Origin of the sequence: Micromonospora sp. AB353 (assembly GCF_049538395.1) — a bacterium.
Taxonomy (GTDB): Bacteria; Actinomycetota; Actinomycetes; order Mycobacteriales; family Micromonosporaceae; genus Micromonospora; species Micromonospora aurantiaca.
On the sequence record NZ_JBMVFV010000002.1, the window covers coordinates 69,036 to 90,229 of the forward strand.

A 21,194-nucleotide genomic window follows, 5' to 3' on the forward strand; every position below is an offset into this window, starting at 1 on the left:
CGCAGCTCAGAGCCCGTTTCGCGGCCGTCGGGACGGTCCCGTGCCCCCGTACACTCGCGCCCGTCCGGGCGTACGGGTGAAGGGTGGAACGCCGATGCGGCGCGTGGTCATGCTCGTCGACAACGCGGTCGAGGGTGACTCGCGGGTGCAGAAGGCGGCCCGCTCGGCCGCCGACGCCGGCTGGGACGTCACGCTGATCGGCTGCGCCCACATCGACGCCGAACGCCGCTGGCGGCTCGGCGACGCCGAGGTCCGCGTCCTGCCGCTCGCCGCTTCACCGGCCGTCGTCGCCGGCCCGCGCGGCGGTTCCGCTTCGGGTGGCCGTGCGGGTTCGCGCGACGGCTTCGCGAGCCTGGGCGGCGTGTCCGGGCTGCGGGCTCGGCTGGTGGCCCGGGGCGGGCTGCCGCTGCGCGCGGCCCGGCTGGCCCGCCGGCCGGTCGAGCACGCCCAGGTCCGCTACTGGCGGGCCCGGCTGCGCGACGGGGCCTGGCGGCGGCTGGAGCCGGGGCTCTGGGACTACGAACGGGTCGCCGGACCGGTCATCGACGAGCTGCGGCCCGAGCTGATCCACGCGCACGACTTCCGGATGCTCGGCGTGGCCGCCCGCGCGGTGGACCGCGCCCGCGAGCAGGGGCGCGAGGTGAAGCTGGTCTGGGACGCGCACGAGTGGCTGCCCGGCGCGCGACCGCGCCGCGACAACGCCCGGTGGCTGCCCGCGCACCTCGGCTACGTCCGCGAGTACGTCGGTCACGCCGACGCGGTCGTCACGGTCTCCGACATGCTCGCCGACCTGCTGGTACGCGACCACGCCCTGCCCGAGCGCCCCACCGTGATCCTGAACGCCCCGGTCGCCGCCACCACGGAGATGTCCGCTCCTGACCTGCGGGAGCGTTGCGGCCTGTCCCCGGGCACGCCGCTGCTCGTCTACAGCGGGGCGATGGCCGTCCAGCGCGGCGTGGACACGGTGGTCGAGGCGTTGCCGCTGCTGCCCGGCGTACACCTGGCGCTCGTCGTCGCCGACCCGGACGCCGCCTACGTCCGCCAGGTCGTCGCCCGCGCGGCCCGGCATCAGGTGGGCGACCGGGTGCACGTGCTGCCGTACGTGCCGCACCGCCGGCTCGTCGCGTTCCTCGCCACCGCCGACATCGGGCTGATCCCGCTGCACCACTGGCCCAACCACGAGATCGCGCTGATCACCAAGTTCTTCGAGTACGCGCACGCGCGGCTGCCGATCGTGGTCAGCGACGTCCGCACCATGGCCGACACCGTCCGTGCCATCGGGCAGGGCGAGGTGTTCCGCGCCCGCGACGCCGCCGACCTGGCCCGCGCGGTACGGGTGGTGCTCGCGGACCCGGACCGGTACCGCGCCGCGTACGAGGGCCCGGACTCGCCGTTGCCCGGGTGGACGTGGGAGGCGCAGGCCGTACGCCTGGACGCCCTCTACCGCCGCCTGCTCACCCCCACCCGCTGACACCCGCGCCTCCGGGGGCCATGGTCAACTCCAGTTCGGCGAGGTGGTGGCATCCGAGTGCCGGTGACCCCGCCATTTCGGGGGAGTGGTGTCGATCTTGCGCGGGGCCGGGGTGCGGGGGCGCGCGGGGCACGCGGAAAAGGGCTGGGCGGGACGGTGCGGGCCGGGCTACCGTGGCGGCATGCAGAGCAGGCGCAATCTCACCGCCGCGGCCGCGCGAGCTTCCCGCTCGCCGGTTGCCGCCGCCTGACCTGCCCCACACCCACGCCGGCGACCGGAAACGGTCCGCCGGCGTCGTCGTGTCGACGCCAACGCGCGCGGCGGGCCGTCCGGTCACCCGTACCCGGAAGGCGCCCCGCCATGACACCCGACGACATCACCCGGACGTTCTTCGACCACTACCACCGGTACGACCATCAGCGTGCGCCGGAGAGCTCGCTCGTTCCGCCGCCCGGCGACCCGGTGCTGTTCACCACGTCCGGCATGCACCCGCTCACGCCGTACCTGCTGGGGCGCCCGCACCCCGGCGGACGGCGACTGGCGAACGTGCAGCGGTGCCTGCGCACCACGGACCTGGACGAGGTGGGCGACAGCACCCACCTCACCGTGTTCCAGATGCTCGGCTCGTGGTCGCTCGGCGACTACGACATCGTGACCAGCCTGCGCTGGGGCTTCGAGCTGCTCACCGACGGGTTCGGCATCCCGGCGGGGAGGCTGCACGCCACGGTCTTCGGCGGCGGCAACGGTGAAGGGCCGGACGACACCGCGCGCGACACCTGGACCGGGCTCGGCGTCCCGGTGGAGGCGCTGGGCGAGGACAACTGGTGGTCCAACGGCCCGACCGGCCCCTGCGGACCGGACTCGGAGATCTTCGTGTGGACCGGCGACGGCCCGCCCACCGGCACACCGAGCACCGACGCGCGGTGGGTGGAGGTGTGGAACCACGTGCAGATGCGCTACCACAGACACCCCGACGGCCGGCTCACGCCGCTACCGCACTCCAGCATCGACACCGGCATGGGCCTGGAACGGCTGGAGATGGTGCTGCGCGGCGACCGGTCCGTGTTCACCGGCGACGGGCTGCGGCAGTGGGTGGACGCGGTGCGCGACCGGTGGAACCTGCGCGGTGCGGACCTGCGCGTGGTCTCCGACCACCTGCGATCCGCGGTGGTCGTGCTCGGTGACGGGGTACGCCCCGGCAACACCGGCCGCGGGTACGTGCTGCGGCGGCTGCTGCGCCGCGCGCTCACGGTGTTGTGGCGCGACGATCCGGCGCGCACCCTGAACGATCTGCCACCCCAGGTGTACGGGGACACGCTGCGCCGCTTCCGCCAGCCGGTCGACGTCGGCTCGCTGCACGCGACGCTGGTGGACGAGGAACGCCGCTTCCGGGGACTGCTGCGACGCGGACGGCCGATCGTGGACCGGGTACGGGCGCGCGGACCGCTGACCGAACGCGACTACCACTGGCTGCACGACACCCACGGGCTGCCCCGCGACCTGGTCGACGGCCTGCTCGCCGAGGCGAGCTGAACAGCGGCCGGGCGGGCGGCGGCCAGGTCAGCGGCGGCGGCGCAGCGGTGGCCGCCCGGCCGGGCCGGTGCCAGACTCGGAGGCGGACGCCACGCGAGGGAAGCGGACGCCGCCGCGAGGAGAGGGCTGCCGATGACCGAGGTACGGCCGGACGAGGAGACGGTGCCGCTGCTCGGCGCCGAGGTGCGCATCGCCGACGCCGCCGGGCTGCTCGCCGCCGCCGTCGACGGGCCGGTGGAACTGCTCGTCGACGGCGACTTCCCGGCCCCGGTGCGGGAGGTCCGCTGCACCGTGCGCGCCGACACCGCCGCCGAGCCGCCGGTGCACCGCTTCGAGGCGTACCTGCGGGTGGAGGCCGCACCGGCGGGCCTGATCGCCCTCGGGCTGGCCGGGCCGGTCGGCGTGCTGCTCGCCGAGCGGCTGGCCGCGCGCGGCGGCGACGGCCCGGCCGCCGCGGTGGGCCGGATCGCCGCGGAGGCCGGGCGGCGGATCTGGCCGCGGCCGGTCGCCACGCTCGTCGCGCCGCCGCGCGACCCGGCCGGCCGGGAGGTGCTGCGCGCCGCCGAGGAGGCCGGGCTGCGGCCCCGCGTCGACCAGGACAACGGGACGGTACGCATCCGCGCCGACGTACCAAGCGCGGAGGTGGATCCGGCGCACCTGCGGGCGATGCTGGGCCTGCTGCTCCAGGCCGTACGCGAGCTGTCCGGCGACAGCGAGGAGCCGACGGTGCTGCGCGGCCGGACGTACCTCGTGGGGCGGCGACCGGTCGCGACGGCCGGGCCGCGCAGCGCTGCGGTGACCCTCGACCAGGTCGGCGGCCTGCCCGACGTGGTCGCGCGGTTCCGCGAGGTGGCGGTGTCGTTCCGGCACCCGGCGGCGATGGCCCGCTGGGGCGCGCGCCGGCCGCAGGGCATCCTGATGTACGGGCCGCCCGGCACCGGCAAGACCATGCTGGCCCGGGCGCTCGCGAACGAGGTCGGCGCGGACTTCGTGGAGATCCGCACCCCGGAGATCCTGGACAAGTACCTCGGCGGCTCGGAACGCAACATCAAGCGCATCTTCCGGGAGGCCCGCCGCTACCGGCGGCCCACCGTGATGCTGTTCGACGAGTTCGACTCGATCATCAGCTACGCCGGTGCCGGCGGCGACGCGGCCAGCCAGGCCGTCAACGCCGTCGCGGGCATCTTCAAGCAGGAGATGAACACGCTTTTCGAGGAGAACCCCGACGTCATCGTGGTCGCCACCACCAACTTCCCGCAGCGCGTCGACGCCTCGCTGATCCGCTCCGGCCGCTTCGACCTGAAGATCGCCATTCCGGCGCCGGACGAGACCGGACGCGCGGAGATCCTCACCAAGATGATCCGCGAGCTGATCGAGCGGCACGAGCGGCCGGGCTTCCGGATGTTCGCCGACGACCTCGACCCGGCCGCGCTCGCCGCCGACACGGCCGGGCTGACCGGCGCGGACCTGCGGGAGGCGCTGCGCCGGGTGCAACTCGCCAAGGCACTCCGGGAGGCGGCGGAGGGTGCGCCACCGGCTCCGATCGGTCAGGATGACCTGCGGGAGGCCGTCGCCGGGTTGCGCCGCGGCTGACCGGAAGGAGTCCACGTTGTCCTCGTCCGATCTGCTGCTGTCCCGCCGTGACCTCGCGTTCCTGCTGCACGACTGGCTGGACGTGACCCGGCTGACCGAGCGGCCCCGCTACGCCGAGCACACCCGGGAAACCGTCGACGAGGTGCTCGACCTCGCCGCCCGGGTCGCCGCCGAACGGTTCGCCCCGCACAACCGGGCCGCCGACACCGGCGAGCCCACGTTCGACGGGCAGCGCGTGCGGACCATCCCGCAGGTGAAGGCCGCCCTGGAGGCGTTCGCCGAGACCGGGCTGTTCGCCGCCACCATGGACGAGTCGGTCGGCGGCCTGCAACTGCCGCACGCGGTGGCCGCCGCCGCCTTCGCCTGGTTCCAGGCCGCGAACGTGGGCACGTCGGCGTACCCGATGCTGACCCTCGGCAACGCCAACCTCCTGCTCGCCCACGGCAGCGCCGAGCAGATCGACACCTGGGTCCGCCCGATGGTCGAGGGCCGGTTCTTCGGCACCATGTGCCTGTCCGAGCCACAGGCCGGCAGCTCCCTGACCGACCTCACCACGCGGGCCGAGCCGCAGGACGACGGCACGTACCGGATCGTCGGCACCAAGATGTGGATCTCCGGCGGCGACCACGAACTGGCCGAGAACATCGTCCACCTGGTCCTCGCCCGCATCCCCGGCGCACCGCCCGGCGTCAAGGGCCTGTCGCTGTTCATCGTGCCGAAGGTGCTGCTCGACGACGACGGCAATCTCGGACCGCGCAACGACGTGGTGCTGGTCGGCCTCAACCACAAGCTCGGCTACCGCGGCACCACGAACACGCTGCTGAACTTCGGCGAGGGCGTGCACCGGCCGTACGGGCGGGCCGGGGCGGTCGGCTACCTGGTGGGGCAGCCGCACCAGGGGCTCGCGGTCATGTTCCACATGATGAACGAGGCGCGCATCGGTATCGGGGCCGGTGCCACGGCGCTCGGCTACACCGCGTACCTGAAGTCCGTCGCGTACGCCCGGCAACGTCCGCAGGGCCGCCCGGTCGCCGACAAGGACCCCACCACGCCGCAGGTGCCGATCGTGGCCCACCCCGACGTACGCCGGATGCTGCTGGCCCAGAAGAGCTACGTGGAGGGCGCGCTCGCGCTGGTGCTCTACTGCGGACGGCTGCTCGACGAGCAGAAGACCGCGCCCGCCGAGGCCGACCGCGAACGGGCACAACTGCTGCTGGACCTGCTCACCCCGATCACCAAGAGCTGGCCGGCGCAGTGGTGCCTGGCCGCCAACGACCTGGCCATCCAGGTGCACGGCGGGTACGGCTACACCCGCGACTACGACGTCGAGCAGCACTGGCGCGACAACCGGCTCAACGCCATCCACGAGGGCACCCACGGCATCCAGGCCCTGGACCTGCTCGGCCGCAAGGTCACCATGCGCGACGGCGCCGCGCTGGAACTGCTGCTGGAGACCATCCGCGGCACCGTCACCCGGGCGTGGAAGGCCGACGGGTTGGCCTCCGAGCTGGCCGGTCAGCTCGGCGCGGCGGTGGACCGGATCGCCGTGGTGACGCGGCGGTTGTGGGCCCCTGGTGATCCGGAACTGGCGCTGGCGAACGCGTCGGTGTACCTGGAGGCGGTCGGGCACGTGGTGATCGCGTGGATGTGGCTGGAGCAGGTGCTGGCGGTGGAGGCGCTGGGGTCGCCGGACGGGGCCGAGGGGGAGTTCCTGGCGGGGAAGAGGCAGGCGGCGCGGTACTTCTACCGGTGGGAGTTGCCGAAGGTGGGGGCGCAGTTCGACCTGCTGGAAGGGCTGGACCGGACGACGCTGGACATGCGGGAGAGCTGGTTCTGAGGATTGTCAGCCGACGTCTGGGCGGTTCTGACCGATGAACAGCGACTGCGCTGGACGTTCACGCCGTTCGCGCACGTCGGCCCGCTGGTATTCGGAATGACGCACGAGCAGGTGCGGGCTGCTGCGCACGGCGTCCTCGGTGTCGCTTGCTCCGACGGTTGGGCGGAGTTCTGGCTTGAGCGAAGTGCGGGCGCGGCGCCGGCCGGACCTGCGGTCACCACCTACTACGACGAGTCGAACGGCTTGGCCGGTGTCGCCGTCGACGCCCTGCGCGGGCCGCAGGTGACACTGGACGGATTGCGGCTGGTGGGACAGCGGCCCTCACGGCTGGAGGACGACTTCACCGAGCACCTCTCGGCGCACGGCCTCGAACTGAGGTATTCGCAGCACGCCGATCCGTGTTCGTCGCAGCTCGGGTTGGTGCTGCGGGCACAACGGGCCGGTGATGTGGTGCTGAGCCGCCCGGTGATGGTGGCGACAGCATGGGCCGAGGGCTGCTGGGACGTGAGCGAAGGCTGCATCCCGACTCGGGAATGGACGACGTTCGCGTCGTGAAAGGAAATCCTCGGCTCGGCACAGCCATAGACGAGGTGTAAAGTCTCAACTCCACGGTTCACCGTTGGCGCGCTCCTCGAAAGCGGGGTAACGGTTGAGAGGAATCGCGCGGTGGCTGGTAGCCACCGGTGCCAGCGCACTGCTGGTGGCAGCGACCTGGCTCGCGTGTCAGGTGTGGGCCGGCTTGGACGTACAGACTTCGGCAACCGTGGCGGCACTCGTATGTCCGGTCATCGGTGCGGCCCTGGCTGCGTGGGCCGGCCATTCGGGAGAGCAGAAGGCGGTAGCCGCCTCCGACCCGTCGAATGGACGTCGTGAGGTCGTCTACAACCTCCCGCCACGTAACCCGTCCTTCGTGGGACGAGACATTCAACTCGCGGCTTTCGAGAACGGCATCGAGGAGCGGACGTCGCCTGTCGTTCGGGTGCTCCATGGAATCGGCGGCGTCGGAAAGACCACGCTGAGCACCGAATACGCCTATCGTCGACTGGAGCGCTACGACCTCGTCTGGTGGATCGACGCGGAGAGGCCGTCGATGATCGGTGGCCAGCTGACGTCGCTGGGCGTCGCGGCCGGATGGGTGAAGACGGCGGCCGACATCCCGTCCGCTCTCCGCGAGGTGAGGCTCCAGTTCTCCCGCACCGATCGATGGCTGCTCATCTTCGACAATGCGGAGGATCCGGCCGCACTGGCGCAGTGGGTGCCCCAGGGGCCGGGGCACGTCATCATCACGTCCCGGAATCCCGCCTGGGAGCTGATGGGAGATCCGGTTGCGGTGGACCCGTTCTCGCGGGCCGAATCGGTGGCTCTCATGCGGCGTCTGTCGCCCACGTTGAGCAGCGCTGAGGCGAACGACATCGCCGGTCGTCTGGAAGACCTGCCCCTGGCGGTCGCCCAGGCGTGCTCCCTCATGAACGAGACAGGCATGTCCGCGGCGGAGTACCTCAAAGAGTTGGACCGCAACGGTAGGGACCTACTGGAGGACGGGCGTCTGCCCACGTACCCCACGCCGCTGACGCAGGTGGTGGTGACTGCTCTCCGGCGGATGGAGGAGGAATCCCCGGCGGCCGTACAGCTTCTCGAGATCTGTTCGATGATGGCGGCCGAGCCGATCCCCGTGGAGTTGTTCAGCCCGGAGGCGGCCGCCGTCCTGGAGGAGCCGCTGGCGGCGCAGTTGCAGACGACGCTGGGGATGCGCCGGACGCTCGGCTGGATCTCGCGCTACGGCCTGGCGCGGGTCGACGGGAAGTCGATTCTGCTGCACCGGCTCGTGCAACTGGTGATCAGCGGGAGCATCGACGCGGAACGCCGCCCGGAGATCCGCCGAAGGGCCGATGACGTCCTCGGGAACCTCTGCCCGGCCGACAGCAAGAGCACGTCGTCGTGGGAACTCTGGGACCGGCTGATGCCGCACCTGCTGGCGAGCGACCTCGTCGCGACCCGATCAACACCGCTGCGATTCGCCGCTCATGCGGCGGCCTGGTATCTGCTCGAGCGCGGCGAGCTGGAACGCGGGCAGGAGCTTGCCGCCAGCCTCTACGAGCACTGGCGGGTCTCCCTCGGGCCTGATGATCGGCAAACTCTTTCCGCCGGTCACACCGTGGGCGGTGCCCTCTGGCGGCAGGCACGGTACGCGGAGTGTCAGGCCATGGCTGTCGAGGTGTACAGGCGGAGCTGCCGAGCCTTCGGCGAGGACCAGCTGCTCACCCTCAACGCAGCGGATCTCTTCGCGTCCACCCTCCGTGAACTCGGGAAGCCCCGAGACGCGCGTGCCCTGCACGAGGACACCTTGCAGCGGAAAGCGAGGATCTTCGGCGAGGAGCACCTGGAGACACTGGGAACCGCGCACAACCTGGCTCTGGATTTCCGGGCACTCGGGCTGCACGAGGAGAGCCTTGCCCTCAACCAGGAGACCTACGTGCGTCGGCGGAGAGTGCTCGGCGACGACCATCCCCATACACTGCTCTCGGCCTACGACGTGGTGATCGATCTGGTTGCCGCCGGTCGCACCGCTGAGGCCCTGACCCTTTGCCGGGAGACGGTGAGGAAACGGGTCGAGGTGCTCGGGCAGGAGCATCCGGAGACGGTGAAGACGACGCGTCTCGCGGAACAGATCGTGTCGGCCGCGGAGGCGGAAGCCCGGTCCCGACTGCCTGGCTGACCGTTACCGGCCGGAGCCCGCCGGCCTGCCCGTCGACGATGTCACGCATGGCTTCGTGGTCCCGCCTTGGCCGCGTCGGCATCCTCGTCACGACTGCCGTCGTAGCGTGCGGCACTGACCACCGCCCCTTCACTCCGGAACCGGGGGCGGCAGCCCGAGAGGTCACTGTCGTCCGAGGAGAGCGGACCTACCCGGTGACCGCCGAGGTGACAGCCTGGAAGACCACCGTTCACCCGCGGGCGCCCGAGCGAGGTCCGGCGGTGCACTTCCACTACCGCTTCACCAGCGGCCGGGGCGGTGCGACAAACGGCACCGGTCCACCAGGCGGCTACCGCGCCGCCATGATGGCGAGGTGATCATCCCCGGATACCTGGACGGCTACGAACCGCCGATCCCGCGGTCGCCGCTGGTCGACGGGTCAGACCTGATGGCGCAGGCGACGTTCTGGCCCGCCTTCCTCGCCACCGTCGGCGGAGCCGCGTCGGCACCGGACGCCTTCGGCGTCGATCCAGCCGATCTGGAACCGATCGTCGACGCATTCCTCGACCCGGACCGATGGCCGGTGTTCTCGCTACCGGCTCGCCGAGGGCTGTCGCCTGCACGTCGTCCTGCGCAACTACGAGGGCGACGGGGGCGTCGACTACGTGCTCGACCCCGGCGACGGGTCGATCCCCCTCGCCGCGATGGAGGGACATTTCCGAGGGCCGGCGTTCGCCTGGCAGGAGGTGGTCGCCGCAGCGCGGCAGCCGGATCCGGACCACACGCCGGCCGAGCGGTTGCTCCTGCTCGTTCCGGCCTGTGCCGACAGCAGCCGCCCGGACACGGCGGTCGACATGACAGCGGAAGCCCTGACCACCCTCGGCGCCCGGTCCGGTGTGCGTCAGCTCAGTGAAGAACTGCTCACCAGCCCCAGGTACTGGGGGCCGTGCCGATGGACGTACGTGGACGACGTCCTCGTCGGCCTCGGATCGGCTACCTACCGCCGTCACGGAGGTGAACTGTCGCCGGAACAACTCCGCCTCGTCGCCGCCGCGCTCCAGCCTGGCGAAACCGGCATCAAGCGGTAGTCAGGGGAACCTGCTTGGCACCGACAGAGCCTCGTTCGCCGACTTGGTGCCGGACGCCGTCAGCCGGACGTCAGGTTCCATCGTGCGGGCAGGGTGTCACCGCACAGGGCCGTGGTGTCCTCTGACGTCTACGTCACGGGCGGGCTGGCGGGCGGATTCAACCATGCCATTGGAGCGCCGGTGAGGGCGACGTCGGCGAGACGATGGGCAGACGATGTCTTGAGCGCAGCTCGTGAGCTGTCGATCCAGCGCTGCACGTCCGCGACACCCTGATGCCGGTACTCGACCGCTTGGACGAGGCACTCCAACTTGTCCGCGTCGCGGGCCACGATGGCTTCCAGGGTTTCGCCGGCCTCGTACTCGGCGACGACAGCGGTGATCACGTCGGCTACGGCGGGCGGGCAGGCGGCGACCTGGTCGGCGGTGACGGCGGTGTTGGGTGCGGCCGTGAGATAGCGCTTGGCGATGTGGGGGATGTCGGTGATCCGGGTCTCCTGGGTGTCGTGCAGGACGCACAACATCGAGACGCGACCCGGGTCGGCGCCCTCCATGGCCGCGAGCATCATGCCGATGAGCGCCGTGCGGAACGAGTGTTCGGCGATCGACTCGGGGTGCTTCACTCCGGCGAACCACCATCCGGTGCGCGCTGCGCGCTTGAGCACGCCCGCCTCGAAAATGAAGCTCATGGCTCCCGCGTGCGGATCGTCGGTCATCGGAAGCGCCCTCCCATCCGGCGAGCTTGTCGATATCGCATCACCCTCGCCGTCTCGTCAGTCGATGGGGAGACGGTAGACGAGGTCGTATCGCCCGCCCGGTAGCACGATGTCGGCCGTCTCCACCGGCGTGCCGCTGGCTGTCGCTGATCGAAGGCTGACACGCTCCACGACCTCGTCGACCCGTACGCCGATGGTGTCCATGCGTGCGACGACGCCCTTGATCTCTCCGTCCTCGGGCCACTCGACCGGAGTGCCCTTGGTGAGGGCACGTGGCTCGTACGACACGGAGAGCTGTATCGGGTCGCCGTCGGCGAGGAAGCGGTATGACGTCCGCATCACCGGTGCGCCCGGCTCGATGCCGAGCCGGGCGGCAATCCGCTCATCGGCCCGCTCGTGTCGGCTTTCGTGCTCCCACGTGCCGTGCTGCCCGGCGTCGGCCGCATCGCGGGCGAACGGGGAAGTCGGGCCATCGGCGGAGCGAACGTCGCGGCCTCGGGCGTGACGGACCAGCCGGGTGGTGTCTCGCACGTAGACGCCGGATCCGGCGCGACCCTCCACAACGCCCTCGCCTTTCAGGACGGCGATGGCCCACTTGGCGACTGTCCGGCTCACCTCGTACTGGCGCATCAGGCCGGACTCGGACGGCACCTTCGCTCCAGCGGGGAGTTCTCCGGACAGGATCGCGGCACGTAGGTCGGCGGCGATCGTCAGGTAGGCAGGCGGCGTTGGCATGTCGGCGGCACCTCCGGTCAGCCCAACCAGTCGACCACAGAGCGCAGGGGAGCGGCAGGTAGGAGACGTCTCGACGTCAATGCAACAGCACCGATCCACGTACACTGGCGGACGGGTATGCCGGCTCACCGGCCGGTGCCGAAGTCCCAGCCCTCGTCCTGGGAGGCAGGCGAGACATGGCCAGCAAGGCCGACACGATCGGTGCCCGGATCCGCTACTGGCGGATGCGCCGTGGTGGGATGAGCCAGGCCGTTCTCGCCGGGCTCGCCGGGGCCAGCCAGTCCTACATCTCTCAGGTCGAGTCCGGCCGCAAGACGATTGACAGGCGCTCCACCCTGGTCGCTGTCGCCGCCGCGTTGCAGATCACGGTCGCGGACCTGCTCGGTCAGGGCACCGAGACGGGTGACCCGGCACGCGAGCGCGCGGCGGAGTGCGTGCCGGCGATCTGGTCGGCGCTGATCGAGATCGAGGACGGCGAGCGGCGGCCGTCGACGCGTACCCACGAAGAGTTGGCAGCGGGCATCGCCCGCAGTGAGCAGTTGCGCCACCGCTCGAACTTCCCGGCCATGGCCCAGATGTTGCCCGGCCTGCTGCTGGAGGCTGCCGCGGCGGGCGGCCCGGCGCTCGCGCAGGTGGCGTACCAGGCGTCGGCGTGCCTGCGGCACCTCGGGTACCGCCACCTGGCGTTGAATGCGGCGCGGGTGGCGGTGACGGCGGCCGAGGACGTGGAGGAGGCGGCGTGGCTGGGAGCGACCCGTTTCGCGTACGCGCAGAGCCTGCCGATCGAGTCGGCGTCCCTCGCCGCACGGGCGGCTGACCGGTCCCTCGCGGAGCTTCAGTCTGCCGCCTCCGACGAGCGGGTCCGGCAGATGCTCGGCCAGTTGCACCTGTCGGCGGCACTGGCCTCGACAGTCAGCGGCCGCCCCGACGCCGCGCGAGACCATCTGACCGAGGCCGCCCGGGAAGCGGCGACTTTGGGCGACCCGGCGGACGGCATGGGGTTCAACGGCTGCGGGTTCGGGCCCACGAACGTGACGCTGTGGGAGATGTCCATCGCGGCCGAGTCCGGCGAGCCCGGACGGGTGATCGAGCTGTCCCGCAGGGTACGACCGCAGGTGCTGGCGGCGTCGATCCGGCAGATGTCGTACTGGCTCGACCTCGGGCGGGCGCTGGCCGATTCCGGTCGCCGGGACAACGAGGCGATAGCGGCGTTCGTGCGCGCGGAGCAGGCCGCGCCGGTGCCGTTCTCGCTCAACCCGCTCGCCCAGGACGCCGTCGTCGCGATGGCGCAGCGGGCCAAGCGGCGGGCGGTGCCGAACGAGCTGCGTCTGCTGGCGGGGCGCCTCGGCATCAGCCTGGCGGCATAACCAGCGGTAATTTCTCCATCACCATGCGGCCCTAGTGTCCGTTTTCGGGTGAGGAAACGCCTCATCCTGCCGGGCGCGGCACCGCACTCCCTTGTGAAGGGATCCGTCGCGCCGGAGCGGACGGAGGTGGTGATGGGCGGTCGGAACCGTTGGCGCCCCACGGGCCAGGAAGCACAGAAGGCCGAATGGGAGGCGGCGAAGCGAAGGATCCTCGGTCTGGCCGAATCCGATCACACACAGACGGCACCAGCCGAGTCGGCAGCGGCGCGTGCGCCGCACCGGGACGCGGACGTCGTCGCACCCTCCCGGTCGCGCAGGCGTCTGCCGTACGAGGGCTACCTCCTCGCCGTCGCATCGACGCTCGTACGCCGTCATCGCCCGGCCTGGTCGTGGCGGCAGTGGCGGTGGGTGTGCCGCTGCGGCGCGGAGCTGCCGTGCCGGAACCGCCACCGCGTACCGATCAATCGCGGTCACTGGCCGCCGCAGGAGGACCAGTGAGGACTGCGGAACAGGCGATCCTGGCGGTGCACGTACGGGGTCTGGACGGGATGTGCGTGGGTTGCCGGCTGTGGTGGGCGCGCCTGACTCCGTACCCCTGCTGGCAGGTCGCGTGGGCGACCAGCCGGCAGGCGCGCGCGAGCGTCGCCCGCTTCCTGGGGGTGCGCGGGTGAGCACCCACGGGCCGGTGCTGCCGGTCTGGACGTGCGGCGGCTGCGGTGCGCCGTGGCCGTGCGCGACGCGGCGGCGGGAGCTTCTTGCGGAGTACGAGGATGCGCCGGTGTCGCTGGCGGTGTACCTGGGGGCGCAGCTTGTGCGGGCCACGGCGGATCTGAGCTGGGCGCCAGCCGGGACGTTGCATCGGCGGTTCCTGGGGTGGGTGCGGTGAGCGTGTTGCGGGCCGGCGACGAGAAGTTCCACTACAGCGACGGGTCGCACCGGTGGACGGCGCCGGATCCGGAGTACGACCAGGAGGTGTGGGAGGAGCAGGTCCGCCAGCACAAGCTGGGGCATCTGCGTAACGAGCGTCCGAGGGTACGCATCCGGCGGGTCGTGTGACGGGTGCGAGACTGATCCGGTGACTCACCCGCTCGCGCGCCGCGTCTACGACACCTGCCATCTCACCGGCCGGTTCGCTCTCCGATCCGGGCAGGTCAGCGACGAGTACTTCGACAAGTACCTGTTCGAGGGGAAGCCGGAGCTGCTGCGCGAGATCGCCGAGGCGATGGTGGCCCTGCTTCCGGAGTGCGACGTGCTGGCGGGGATGGAGATGGGCGGCATCCCGATCGCCACGCTGATGTCACAGCTGACCGGGCTGCCCACGGTCTTCGTGCGCAAGCAGGCCAAGGAGTACGGGACCGCGAAGGTGGCCGAGGGCGGGCCGGTGGACGGTCTGCGGGTGGTGGTGGTCGAGGACGTCGTGACCACCGGAGGTGCGCTCCTGACCTCGTGCGGACAACTACGGTCCGTCGGTGCCCAGGTCGAGACGGTGGTCTGCGCCATCGACCGTGAGCAGGGTGGCCGGGAGAACCTGGCGGCCGAGGGGCTGCACCTCCGCGCCGCCCTCACCCGTCGTGATCTGGAGGCAGCGCTGACGGCGTGAGCCTCTAGGGCTGGGCCGGGCCGCTGCTGGTGTTGTACGAGTTCTTGGCGGCGACCACTGCTGCCTGGATGTGCTCGGGGTCGACGCCGTGGACGTTGAGCGGCGGGTGCAGACGCCTGACGAGTTCGGCCTCGATGTCCGCCGGCTCGGCATCCTCCGCCCAGGTCAGGCGCAGATTTTCGTGCATCCAGGCGGTCAGCCGTGCCTCGTCCTCGGGGACCAGGACGACACGGTCGGTCCAGGTCGTCCGGAAGCCCTCGGACACGAGCAGCCCGGCCAGCGTGCGGCGCAACGTCGAGCTGCCCGACCGTCGCAGATGGTTGCGCAGGATGCGGCCCCGCAGGCTGGTCGCCCGGCCGAGGTAGAGCATCCGCCGCGACGGGTCGCTGTCGTTCGGCGGTCCGGGGAGGTCGGGGAGGACCGAGGGAGCAGCCCACCAGGCGTAGACGCCGCTGCCACGGGCGAGCCGTTTGACGGCGACGTCGAGCGCGACCGGCGGGCCGGTCAGCAACCGCAGGGCCGCGTCGACCCGTTCTTCGTCGGTCGGGACATCGGCGGGCCGCCGTTCGGGGAAGGTCACCGGGACCATCCTAGGCGTTCGGCGGGTCGAGATCGGGTGGGGGATGTGCCCGACCCTGGATACCGGCAGAGGTGCGACCAGTGGCGAAGCCGAAGCCGGGTACGTCGGCAGGGAATCCGCTGAAGTCGCTAACGTCGTCATCGTGAGCGATCATCACGGCGGCGCTTGGACGCTGCACCGGCGCGACGACGGCGGGTTACTTGCTGATCTCGTGGTGACCGGTGGCGACCTCCCGTGGCTTAACGCTCGTGTCGACCCGAGGGAGGGGCTCGCAGAAGTCCGGCCGCTCTTCGCCGAGGAACTGCGGCTGCTCGATGGCATCGATGAGGATGTCGAGTCATGGGAGCGCGCATACGACGCAGTCCGAAACGCCGTGACGCTTCGGTACCCGGAGGGCCAGGAGGTTCCTGAGTTCCTCCTCCACATCGATGGCAACGAGGCGTGGTGGCGGTGGAGTGACGAGCCGTTTGACCAGGAGGACGCCTAGCCAGGGCGCTCGCGCGGCCGCAGAGGCGCGCACGTGACCTTGGTCAGCGCGTCCGGTCGAGCTGTCAGGCGTACGAGGGCCGGCGCGGGTCCAGCAACTCGGTGATGCGGCCACGGTCGAGGACTTCGATGAGTGCGTCGGTACCGCGTTCGACCTTGACTGCAATCTCCTCTGGGTGCAGAGGGATCAGCGCGAGCAACGCGATTCGGATGCCGCCGCCGACGTCGATCGTCCGCGCCTCGGGCGGCACCCGCAGCATCGGCGCGACGACGACTCCGGCGAACGGGGTGCCCGTAGCGTACGGCTGCGCGGGATCGCCGTTCGGCACGGAATGCCATTCGCCGATCCAGGTTCCATACTCGTGCGGCAGCCGAGCTACCTGCTTGAGGATTCGCAGCGGCCACCCGGTTTCGTCGCCGAAACCGGCTACCTCGGTCAGCGGCCAATCTGCCGGCAGACTGAGCATCAGTTCGGCGTACGGGCTGATGTCGTGACCCTCCGGGACCGTCATCGGCAGCTCACTCATCCCTGAAGTGATCAGCGTCCGGTACGGGCGTTCCTCGGTCGGCGCCACGACATGGACATGCACACCGACCAGGTGTGAGGCGATCTCGTGGTAGACGAACTCGACGGGCCCGAAGTGTTCCTCGATGTGTCGGTCGATGGCAGAGGCTCCTGCTTCTGGCGCGCCAGCTCGGCGGCATGAGCGCGCACCTGTTCAAACGGTCCTGGCGAGGAACTATCCATGGCACGACGTTCGCCTGGCGGCGGGTAGGTGGCGCGTGGGACGCTCCCGTCATGCGTATCGCCGAGCACATTGCCGCGCTGGATGAGGAAGGCGTCCGGCTGGCAGAGGCGGCGGACCGGGCGGGTCTGGACGCACCCGTGCCCACCTGCCCCGGCTGGCAGGTCCGTGATCTGCTGCGCCATGTCAGCGGTGTCCATCGCTGGGCCAGGGGCCACGTGATGACGGGACGCCGTCAGCCCTACTCCACTCGGGAAGAGGCCGAGTTCTTCGCCGCAGTCGCTGACGACGAGCTCCTGGACTGGTTTCGGGAGGGCCACCGCGCACTCGCGGACACGCTGGCAGCGGCGGACGAGAGCGTCGAGTGTTGGACGTTTCTGCCCGCGCCCTCGCCGCTGGCGTTCTGGGCACGTCGCCAGGCTCACGAGACCGCAGTACACCGCGCCGATGCCGAGTCGGCTGTCTCCACGGTTCCGTACTGGGAGCCGTCCTTCGCCGCTGACGGCATCGACGAACTGCTCAACGGCTTCTTCGGCCGGCCCGGTGGGCGCCTGGTGGCCGATCCACCCCGCAGCATGGCCCTGGTGCCCACTGACATCGACGCGGCATGGACCTTCTCCATCGAGCCGGCCGGGCGCCGCGTGGTCGCCGGTGAGATGCCGGCCCAGCTGACCATCGTGGGATCAGCATCCGAGCTCTACCTCCTGCTGTGGAACCGGAACCGGAGTGGGCGCCTCGAACTACGCGGGGACGCGGCCGTCCTGGATCTCTGGCGGGCACGGGCCACGATCACCTGGAACTGACACGGTCTCCGGGGCAAGATCATCCAAGTGTCGCCCGCCATGGCTCCCGTTCCGCATCGGCAGAGCCGTGAGCGCTGGACGCGTCGGGGGCTTCTCGGCTCGTACGCCCCGGACCGCCCGCCGGCCCCTGACGTGGCGCGGCGCTCTCCGGTGACGCCCGCATGAGTCTGGTGTCGGCGTTCGTGCCCATCTGGATCCTCACCGCTGTCGGTTACGCGGCCTGCCGCTGGGGCCTGCTCGGCGAGGCGGCGGCCTCGGTGCTCGGCCGGTTCGTGTTCCAGCTCGCGATGCCGGCCGCCCTGTTCCTGGCCCTGGCCCGGATGCCGCTGTCCGGGTTCGCCGGCCGCTCGCTGCTCGCCTTCGGGGTGAGCACCGTCGCTGTCGTCGGGTTCGGGTGGGCCGGCGCGAGCCGGCTGTTCGGTCGCGAGCCCGGCGAACGGCCGATCTGGGGCATGACCGCCGGGTACGTGAACTCGGCGAACCTCGGCATCCCGATCGCGACGCAGGTTCTCGGCGACGTGTCGTTCCTGGCGGTGGTGGTGCTGCTGCAGGTGCTGGTGGTGGCGCCCGTGATCCTGGTCGCCCTGGACCGGCACAGCGACCCGGCCGGGCGGGTTCGGGTTCGCCGGATCGCCTCCCTGCCCGTACGCAATCCGGTGATCCTGGCGTCGCTGCTCGGTGTCGCGTGCTCGGCCGCCGGCCTGCGCCTGCCGTCGGCGGCCGACGCGTCGCTGACGCTGCTGGCCGGTGCCGCGGTTCCGGCCGCGCTGGTCGCGCTCGGCGCGTCGCTGCACCCCACGGCGCCGTCGCGGGCAGAGCCGGCCGAGCCCGCCGAACTGGCCGTGATCACCGCGCTGAAGCTTGTCGCACAGCCGATCATCGCGTACGCGGCCGGACTGGCCCTGCACCTGTCCGCGCCGCAGTTGCTCGCTGTGGTGGTGTGCGCGGGCCTGCCGACGGCGCAGAACACGTTCATCTTCGCCCAGGAGTACGGCGTCGGTGAGGCGGTGGCCAACCGGGCGGTGGTGGTGACCACGACGCTGTCGCTGGCCACCCTGGCCGCCGCGGCGGCGCTCCTCGGGTAGCCCACCCACACAGTTCTGCCATGTCCGGCGGCGGGCCGAAGCGTGGCACGTCACGATCGCCGAGGCGGACACCCGTCCCGATCGACGCCGTCGACAACTGTCAATCCCGGATCTCCATCTCCGTCACCAGGCCGTTGCCGAGGCGGTAGACGTGCGTGACGGTGTGGTCGGCGAGCGTCGTTCCGGCCTTGTCGTGGACCACTTGATGAACGGTGACGGCGATGCGGCCGTCGGCTTCCGTGCGGAACGCGGTCGGCGTGACAGTCGGATCGAGCTGGTCCCACTGCCGGCGCCAGTAGGCACCCACCTGGTCCCGGCCGCGAATGACGCCTCCCTCCCAGCCGTTGGGCCACGTGACGTCCGGCGTCATGGCGGCCAGCAGCGTGGGGATGTCACGCCGGTTGAAGGCCGCGTAGAGGTTCGTGAGCAGGGCCTGGGGAGCGAGGCGTCTCGGCGAGTCCATCGACTCAGCATGGCCGGTGGGCACGACCTTACGACGACCTCTTTGCGCTCAGCAGAACACGCGATCCTCGGCGGAGCCGGGACGGTAGGGAGGGGGATCGTCCGAGCCGCCCGGCTGGACTCGCATTCCTAGGCTGCCGGCTGTGCGAGTTCCTCTTGCGACAGCCGGGACGATCGTCGTGCTGGGCGTGGCGGCGGCGACGGTGGCCGGGGTGCGCTGGTCGGCGGCGGGTGAACCGGTCTCCGTCGCGGCCCCGGCGGGGGCGTCTACGGTGCTGCCCGAAGGCGCTTACGAGGCCGTCGTCGACAACCGGGCACTCGAGATCTCCGTCGACCTGAGCAACGACCGCGGTCGTCCGGAGGTCGACACCTACGCCCTGCCGCCCGCGTCCGGCTGGGAGCAGGTTCGATCGGCTGTCGCCGGGCAGCTCGACGGATGGAAGCAGGTCGGGGACTGCGCCGACACGGGTGAGCGGCGGCTGCAGTGCTCCTGGTCGGAGCCGACCCGCTGGTGGCCCCGCATGGTGCGGATCGTCCTCCTCCGGCCGGGGCCGCCGGGTGACGGCGACTCCTACGAGTGGCCCGACAACGCCTTCCTGGTGGTCGGGTCGAGCCGAGGCGGCGACCTCTGACGGCGATCCGCGCCCAGTCGGGCGTTGGGCCGAACCGGCCGGCACCGCGGGCTGGACGCCGAGGCGCCTTGGTTCGGTCGATGCGCAGCACCTGCTGGCGGACCCCGACGTGGTGATTCCAGGCGATCGGGTGCTGCACCTGCGCTACCGGGTGCGCCGCTGACCGACCCGGGCGTTGCGCATCCGGTCCACCGCGATCGGTGATCCACCATCGGGCCGCGGTCAGAGCAGTGCGAGTTGGCCCGGCATCGGCTCGTCGTCGAGGCGAGCACCGAGCTGCCACAGCCGGAGCCGATCGTCCTCATGATGCCGGGTGAGCCAACGGCCCGGCTGGTACGAGGGGTGGACGGCACCGGATCCGTCATGGTGCGGGTAGCGCACCTGGGACCGGCACCGGAGGCTGAGCGCCGACAGCAGGAGATGGCCCTCGGCATCGTTCGGCAGGCTTCCGGTGTTCGGAGCGGCGAGGATCAGCTCCTCGCTCAGGAACACCGCACGGTCCACGTGTCGGCAGCCGGCGAGGCTCGGTGGCGTGCCCGGCAGATCTTCGAAATGCCGGGCTGTGATCACGGCGTCGAGGGCGACGTCGCGGACGGACAGGAAGCCGTCGAGCGTCTGGGTCAGGTAGCGGCCGCCCGCCGGACTGAAACCGGCGAGATCGCCACCGGCCAGCGGCCGTGACACGATGCGCTCGGCGTCGAACCTGATCAGCATGGCGCGTGATTGACAGGGATCGAGCAGTGTCAAGCCGGTCCAGACGCCGTCGGTAGCGGATATGAACCAGGCGGGCCCGGGACCGGGCAGCGGCGTGCGACGGATCTCCGCGCCGCTCACACCGTTGACGGCGACAAGTTCCTCGGTCTCGCGTAGACGGATCCAGAGGACGTGGTCGCCGTCGAGGTGGAAGTCGGCGCCGGCGCTGCCACCGAGCCGACCCCAGCTGCTGCGCCACCGAACCACGCCGTCGTGGTCGAGCACGACGATCTGATGCGCGTCGCCTGCCGCGACAAGCCGACGGGTGGCGCTGACCTGCATTCGCGGGTCGTCGAGAGGGGCCGCAAACCGCGCCACGCGACCCAGTTCGTGGTCGAACAGGTTCACCGTGAGACGGTCCTGTTCGGTGACCACCCAGCCGAGGCCGGTTGCCTGCATGACATGTCGAATGCCGGGAAGCCGCACCTGGTTGATCAAGCGGGGGTGCATCGCGGCAGCATAGAGCCACTTCGGCGAGCCCGTCGGGCCGTCTGCGCGGGACGCCGAGCTGCACACCGCACCCGTCGGACGCGGCTCAGCGTGGCCCGAGCCCGGTGCGCCCGTCGATCAGCTCGCGCACGGCGTCCAGGTGACCGGCGTGCCGGGCGGTCTCCTCGATGACGTGCAGAACGATCCGTCGCAGGTCGGTGGTCTGCGACGCCAGCGTCTCGTCCGGATGCCGGCCTGCGGGTGTCGCCGACAACGGGGCCCCGGCGATGATCGCGTCGGAGATGTCGCACTGGTCGCGATAGAAGCCGAAGACCTGGGACGGCGATCGAGTCGTCCGCAGCGGTGTGTTCTCGTCGGGCCAGGGCAACGGCTCTACGGAACCACGGAAGACCTCTTGGAACCAGTGGCGTTCCGCGTGCCCGAGATGCTCCACCAGCCCGAGCGGTGACCAGCCGGAGGGCAGGACAGGCGTTCGCAGCGAGGTTAGGTCCAGATCCGCCAGGATGGCTCGGATGCTGACACGCTGATACTCGAGGAACTCACACAGCGCGGCCTTCTCCATATC

At 71.1% G+C, this 21,194-nt stretch carries 22 protein-coding genes; 15 read left to right on the plus strand and 7 right to left on the minus strand.

All coding sequences use genetic code 11. The features are described from left to right. Positions 1 to 109: 109 nt before the first annotated feature. The 7 genes from ACPCK6_RS01435 to ACPCK6_RS01465 all read left to right on the plus strand — a co-directional run bounded on the left by ACPCK6_RS01435 (position 110) and on the right by ACPCK6_RS01465 (position 10,217). Positions 110 to 1,471, plus strand: coding sequence for a glycosyltransferase (locus tag ACPCK6_RS01435; protein ID WP_423480169.1), 1,362 nt, complete (start codon positions 110 to 112; stop codon positions 1,469 to 1,471). Positions 1,472 to 1,831: 360 nt separating this feature from the next. After that, entirely contained in the window at positions 1,832 to 3,004 is a 1,173-nt protein-coding gene (locus ACPCK6_RS01440; protein WP_423480103.1) for an alanine--tRNA ligase-related protein, read from the plus strand. Between the two features lie 132 nt (positions 3,005 to 3,136). Then, positions 3,137 to 4,597 (plus strand): ATP-binding protein, encoded by a 1,461-nt coding sequence (locus tag ACPCK6_RS01445; RefSeq protein ID WP_423480104.1) that lies wholly within the window; start codon positions 3,137 to 3,139, stop codon positions 4,595 to 4,597. A gap of 16 nt (positions 4,598 to 4,613) precedes the next feature. After that, positions 4,614 to 6,434 (plus strand): acyl-CoA dehydrogenase, encoded by a 1,821-nt coding sequence (locus ACPCK6_RS01450; protein WP_423480105.1) that lies wholly within the window; start codon positions 4,614 to 4,616, stop codon positions 6,432 to 6,434. Positions 6,435 to 6,437: 3 nt separating this feature from the next. Next, positions 6,438 to 6,989 carry a hypothetical protein gene (locus ACPCK6_RS01455; protein WP_396881578.1) on the plus strand — a complete coding sequence of 184 codons (552 nt, stop codon included), beginning with the start codon at positions 6,438 to 6,440 and terminating at the stop codon, positions 6,987 to 6,989. 208 nt (positions 6,990 to 7,197) lie between these two features. Further along, positions 7,198 to 9,150 carry an FxSxx-COOH system tetratricopeptide repeat protein gene (gene fxsT, locus ACPCK6_RS01460; RefSeq protein ID WP_423480106.1) on the plus strand — a complete coding sequence of 651 codons (1,953 nt, stop codon included), beginning with the start codon at positions 7,198 to 7,200 and terminating at the stop codon, positions 9,148 to 9,150. 683 nt (positions 9,151 to 9,833) lie between these two features. Beyond that, entirely contained in the window at positions 9,834 to 10,217 is a 384-nt protein-coding gene (locus ACPCK6_RS01465; protein WP_423480107.1) for a hypothetical protein, read from the plus strand. A 128-nt stretch (positions 10,218 to 10,345) separates the two neighbouring features. Here the strand turns inward: ACPCK6_RS01465 and ACPCK6_RS01470 are convergent, their stop codons facing one another. Together ACPCK6_RS01470 and ACPCK6_RS01475 are read right to left on the minus strand one after the other, a co-directional pair. Next, positions 10,346 to 10,930, minus strand: a complete 585-nt coding sequence (locus ACPCK6_RS01470; protein ID WP_396881582.1) for an HD domain-containing protein — start codon at positions 10,928 to 10,930, stop codon at positions 10,346 to 10,348. Between the two features lie 57 nt (positions 10,931 to 10,987). Further along, on the minus strand, positions 10,988 to 11,665 hold the full coding sequence (locus tag ACPCK6_RS01475; RefSeq protein ID WP_423480108.1) for a GntR family transcriptional regulator: 678 nt from the start codon (positions 11,663 to 11,665) through the stop codon (positions 10,988 to 10,990). A 176-nt stretch (positions 11,666 to 11,841) separates the two neighbouring features. Between ACPCK6_RS01475 and ACPCK6_RS01480 the strand changes: the two genes are divergently transcribed. The 4 genes from ACPCK6_RS01480 (at position 11,842) to pyrE (ending at position 14,632) form a co-directional block, all read left to right on the plus strand. Further along, entirely contained in the window at positions 11,842 to 13,032 is a 1,191-nt protein-coding gene (locus ACPCK6_RS01480) for a helix-turn-helix domain-containing protein (RefSeq protein ID WP_423480109.1), read from the plus strand. A 353-nt stretch (positions 13,033 to 13,385) separates the two neighbouring features. Further along, positions 13,386 to 13,703, plus strand: a complete 318-nt coding sequence (locus tag ACPCK6_RS01485; protein ID WP_423480170.1) for a hypothetical protein — start codon at positions 13,386 to 13,388, stop codon at positions 13,701 to 13,703. Between the two features lie 211 nt (positions 13,704 to 13,914). After that, entirely contained in the window at positions 13,915 to 14,088 is a 174-nt protein-coding gene (locus ACPCK6_RS01490) for a hypothetical protein (RefSeq protein WP_423480110.1), read from the plus strand. A 19-nt stretch (positions 14,089 to 14,107) separates the two neighbouring features. Continuing rightward, positions 14,108 to 14,632 (plus strand): orotate phosphoribosyltransferase, encoded by a 525-nt coding sequence (gene pyrE / locus ACPCK6_RS01495; protein ID WP_423480111.1) that lies wholly within the window; start codon positions 14,108 to 14,110, stop codon positions 14,630 to 14,632. Positions 14,633 to 14,636: 4 nt separating this feature from the next. Here pyrE and ACPCK6_RS01500 read toward each other — a convergent pair whose 3' ends face one another. Further along, positions 14,637 to 15,221, minus strand: a complete 585-nt coding sequence (locus ACPCK6_RS01500) for a GIY-YIG nuclease family protein (protein ID WP_423480112.1) — start codon at positions 15,219 to 15,221, stop codon at positions 14,637 to 14,639. 133 nt (positions 15,222 to 15,354) lie between these two features. On the opposite strand from ACPCK6_RS01500, the gene ACPCK6_RS01505 reads away from it, so the two are divergent. Beyond that, a complete protein-coding gene (locus ACPCK6_RS01505; RefSeq protein ID WP_423480113.1) occupies positions 15,355 to 15,699 on the plus strand; it encodes a hypothetical protein in 345 nt (114 codons plus the stop codon). A gap of 64 nt (positions 15,700 to 15,763) precedes the next feature. Here the strand turns inward: ACPCK6_RS01505 and ACPCK6_RS01510 are convergent, their stop codons facing one another. Beyond that, positions 15,764 to 16,288 carry a suppressor of fused domain protein gene (locus ACPCK6_RS01510; RefSeq protein WP_423480114.1) on the minus strand — a complete coding sequence of 175 codons (525 nt, stop codon included), beginning with the start codon at positions 16,286 to 16,288 and terminating at the stop codon, positions 15,764 to 15,766. Positions 16,289 to 16,497: 209 nt separating this feature from the next. On the opposite strand from ACPCK6_RS01510, the gene ACPCK6_RS01515 reads away from it, so the two are divergent. After that, positions 16,498 to 17,247 (plus strand): maleylpyruvate isomerase family mycothiol-dependent enzyme, encoded by a 750-nt coding sequence (locus ACPCK6_RS01515; RefSeq protein ID WP_423480115.1) that lies wholly within the window; start codon positions 16,498 to 16,500, stop codon positions 17,245 to 17,247. A 161-nt stretch (positions 17,248 to 17,408) separates the two neighbouring features. Beyond that, the gene (locus ACPCK6_RS01520) at positions 17,409 to 18,332 is read left to right on the plus strand and encodes an AEC family transporter (RefSeq protein WP_423480116.1); all 924 of its coding nucleotides are present in this window, start codon (positions 17,409 to 17,411) and stop codon (positions 18,330 to 18,332) included. A 100-nt stretch (positions 18,333 to 18,432) separates the two neighbouring features. On the opposite strand, the gene ACPCK6_RS01525 is transcribed toward ACPCK6_RS01520, so the two are convergent. Next, positions 18,433 to 18,795 carry a nuclear transport factor 2 family protein gene (locus ACPCK6_RS01525; protein WP_396881591.1) on the minus strand — a complete coding sequence of 121 codons (363 nt, stop codon included), beginning with the start codon at positions 18,793 to 18,795 and terminating at the stop codon, positions 18,433 to 18,435. A 142-nt stretch (positions 18,796 to 18,937) separates the two neighbouring features. On the opposite strand from ACPCK6_RS01525, the gene ACPCK6_RS01530 reads away from it, so the two are divergent. Further along, positions 18,938 to 19,426, plus strand: a complete 489-nt coding sequence (locus tag ACPCK6_RS01530) for a hypothetical protein (protein WP_423480117.1) — start codon at positions 18,938 to 18,940, stop codon at positions 19,424 to 19,426. Positions 19,427 to 19,648: 222 nt separating this feature from the next. Here ACPCK6_RS01530 and ACPCK6_RS01540 read toward each other — a convergent pair whose 3' ends face one another. Next, entirely contained in the window at positions 19,649 to 20,629 is a 981-nt protein-coding gene (locus tag ACPCK6_RS01540; protein ID WP_423480118.1) for a hypothetical protein, read from the minus strand. 85 nt (positions 20,630 to 20,714) lie between these two features. Next, entirely contained in the window at positions 20,715 to 21,191 is a 477-nt protein-coding gene (locus ACPCK6_RS01545; protein ID WP_423480119.1) for a DinB family protein, read from the minus strand. Positions 21,192 to 21,194 lie beyond the last annotated feature (3 nt).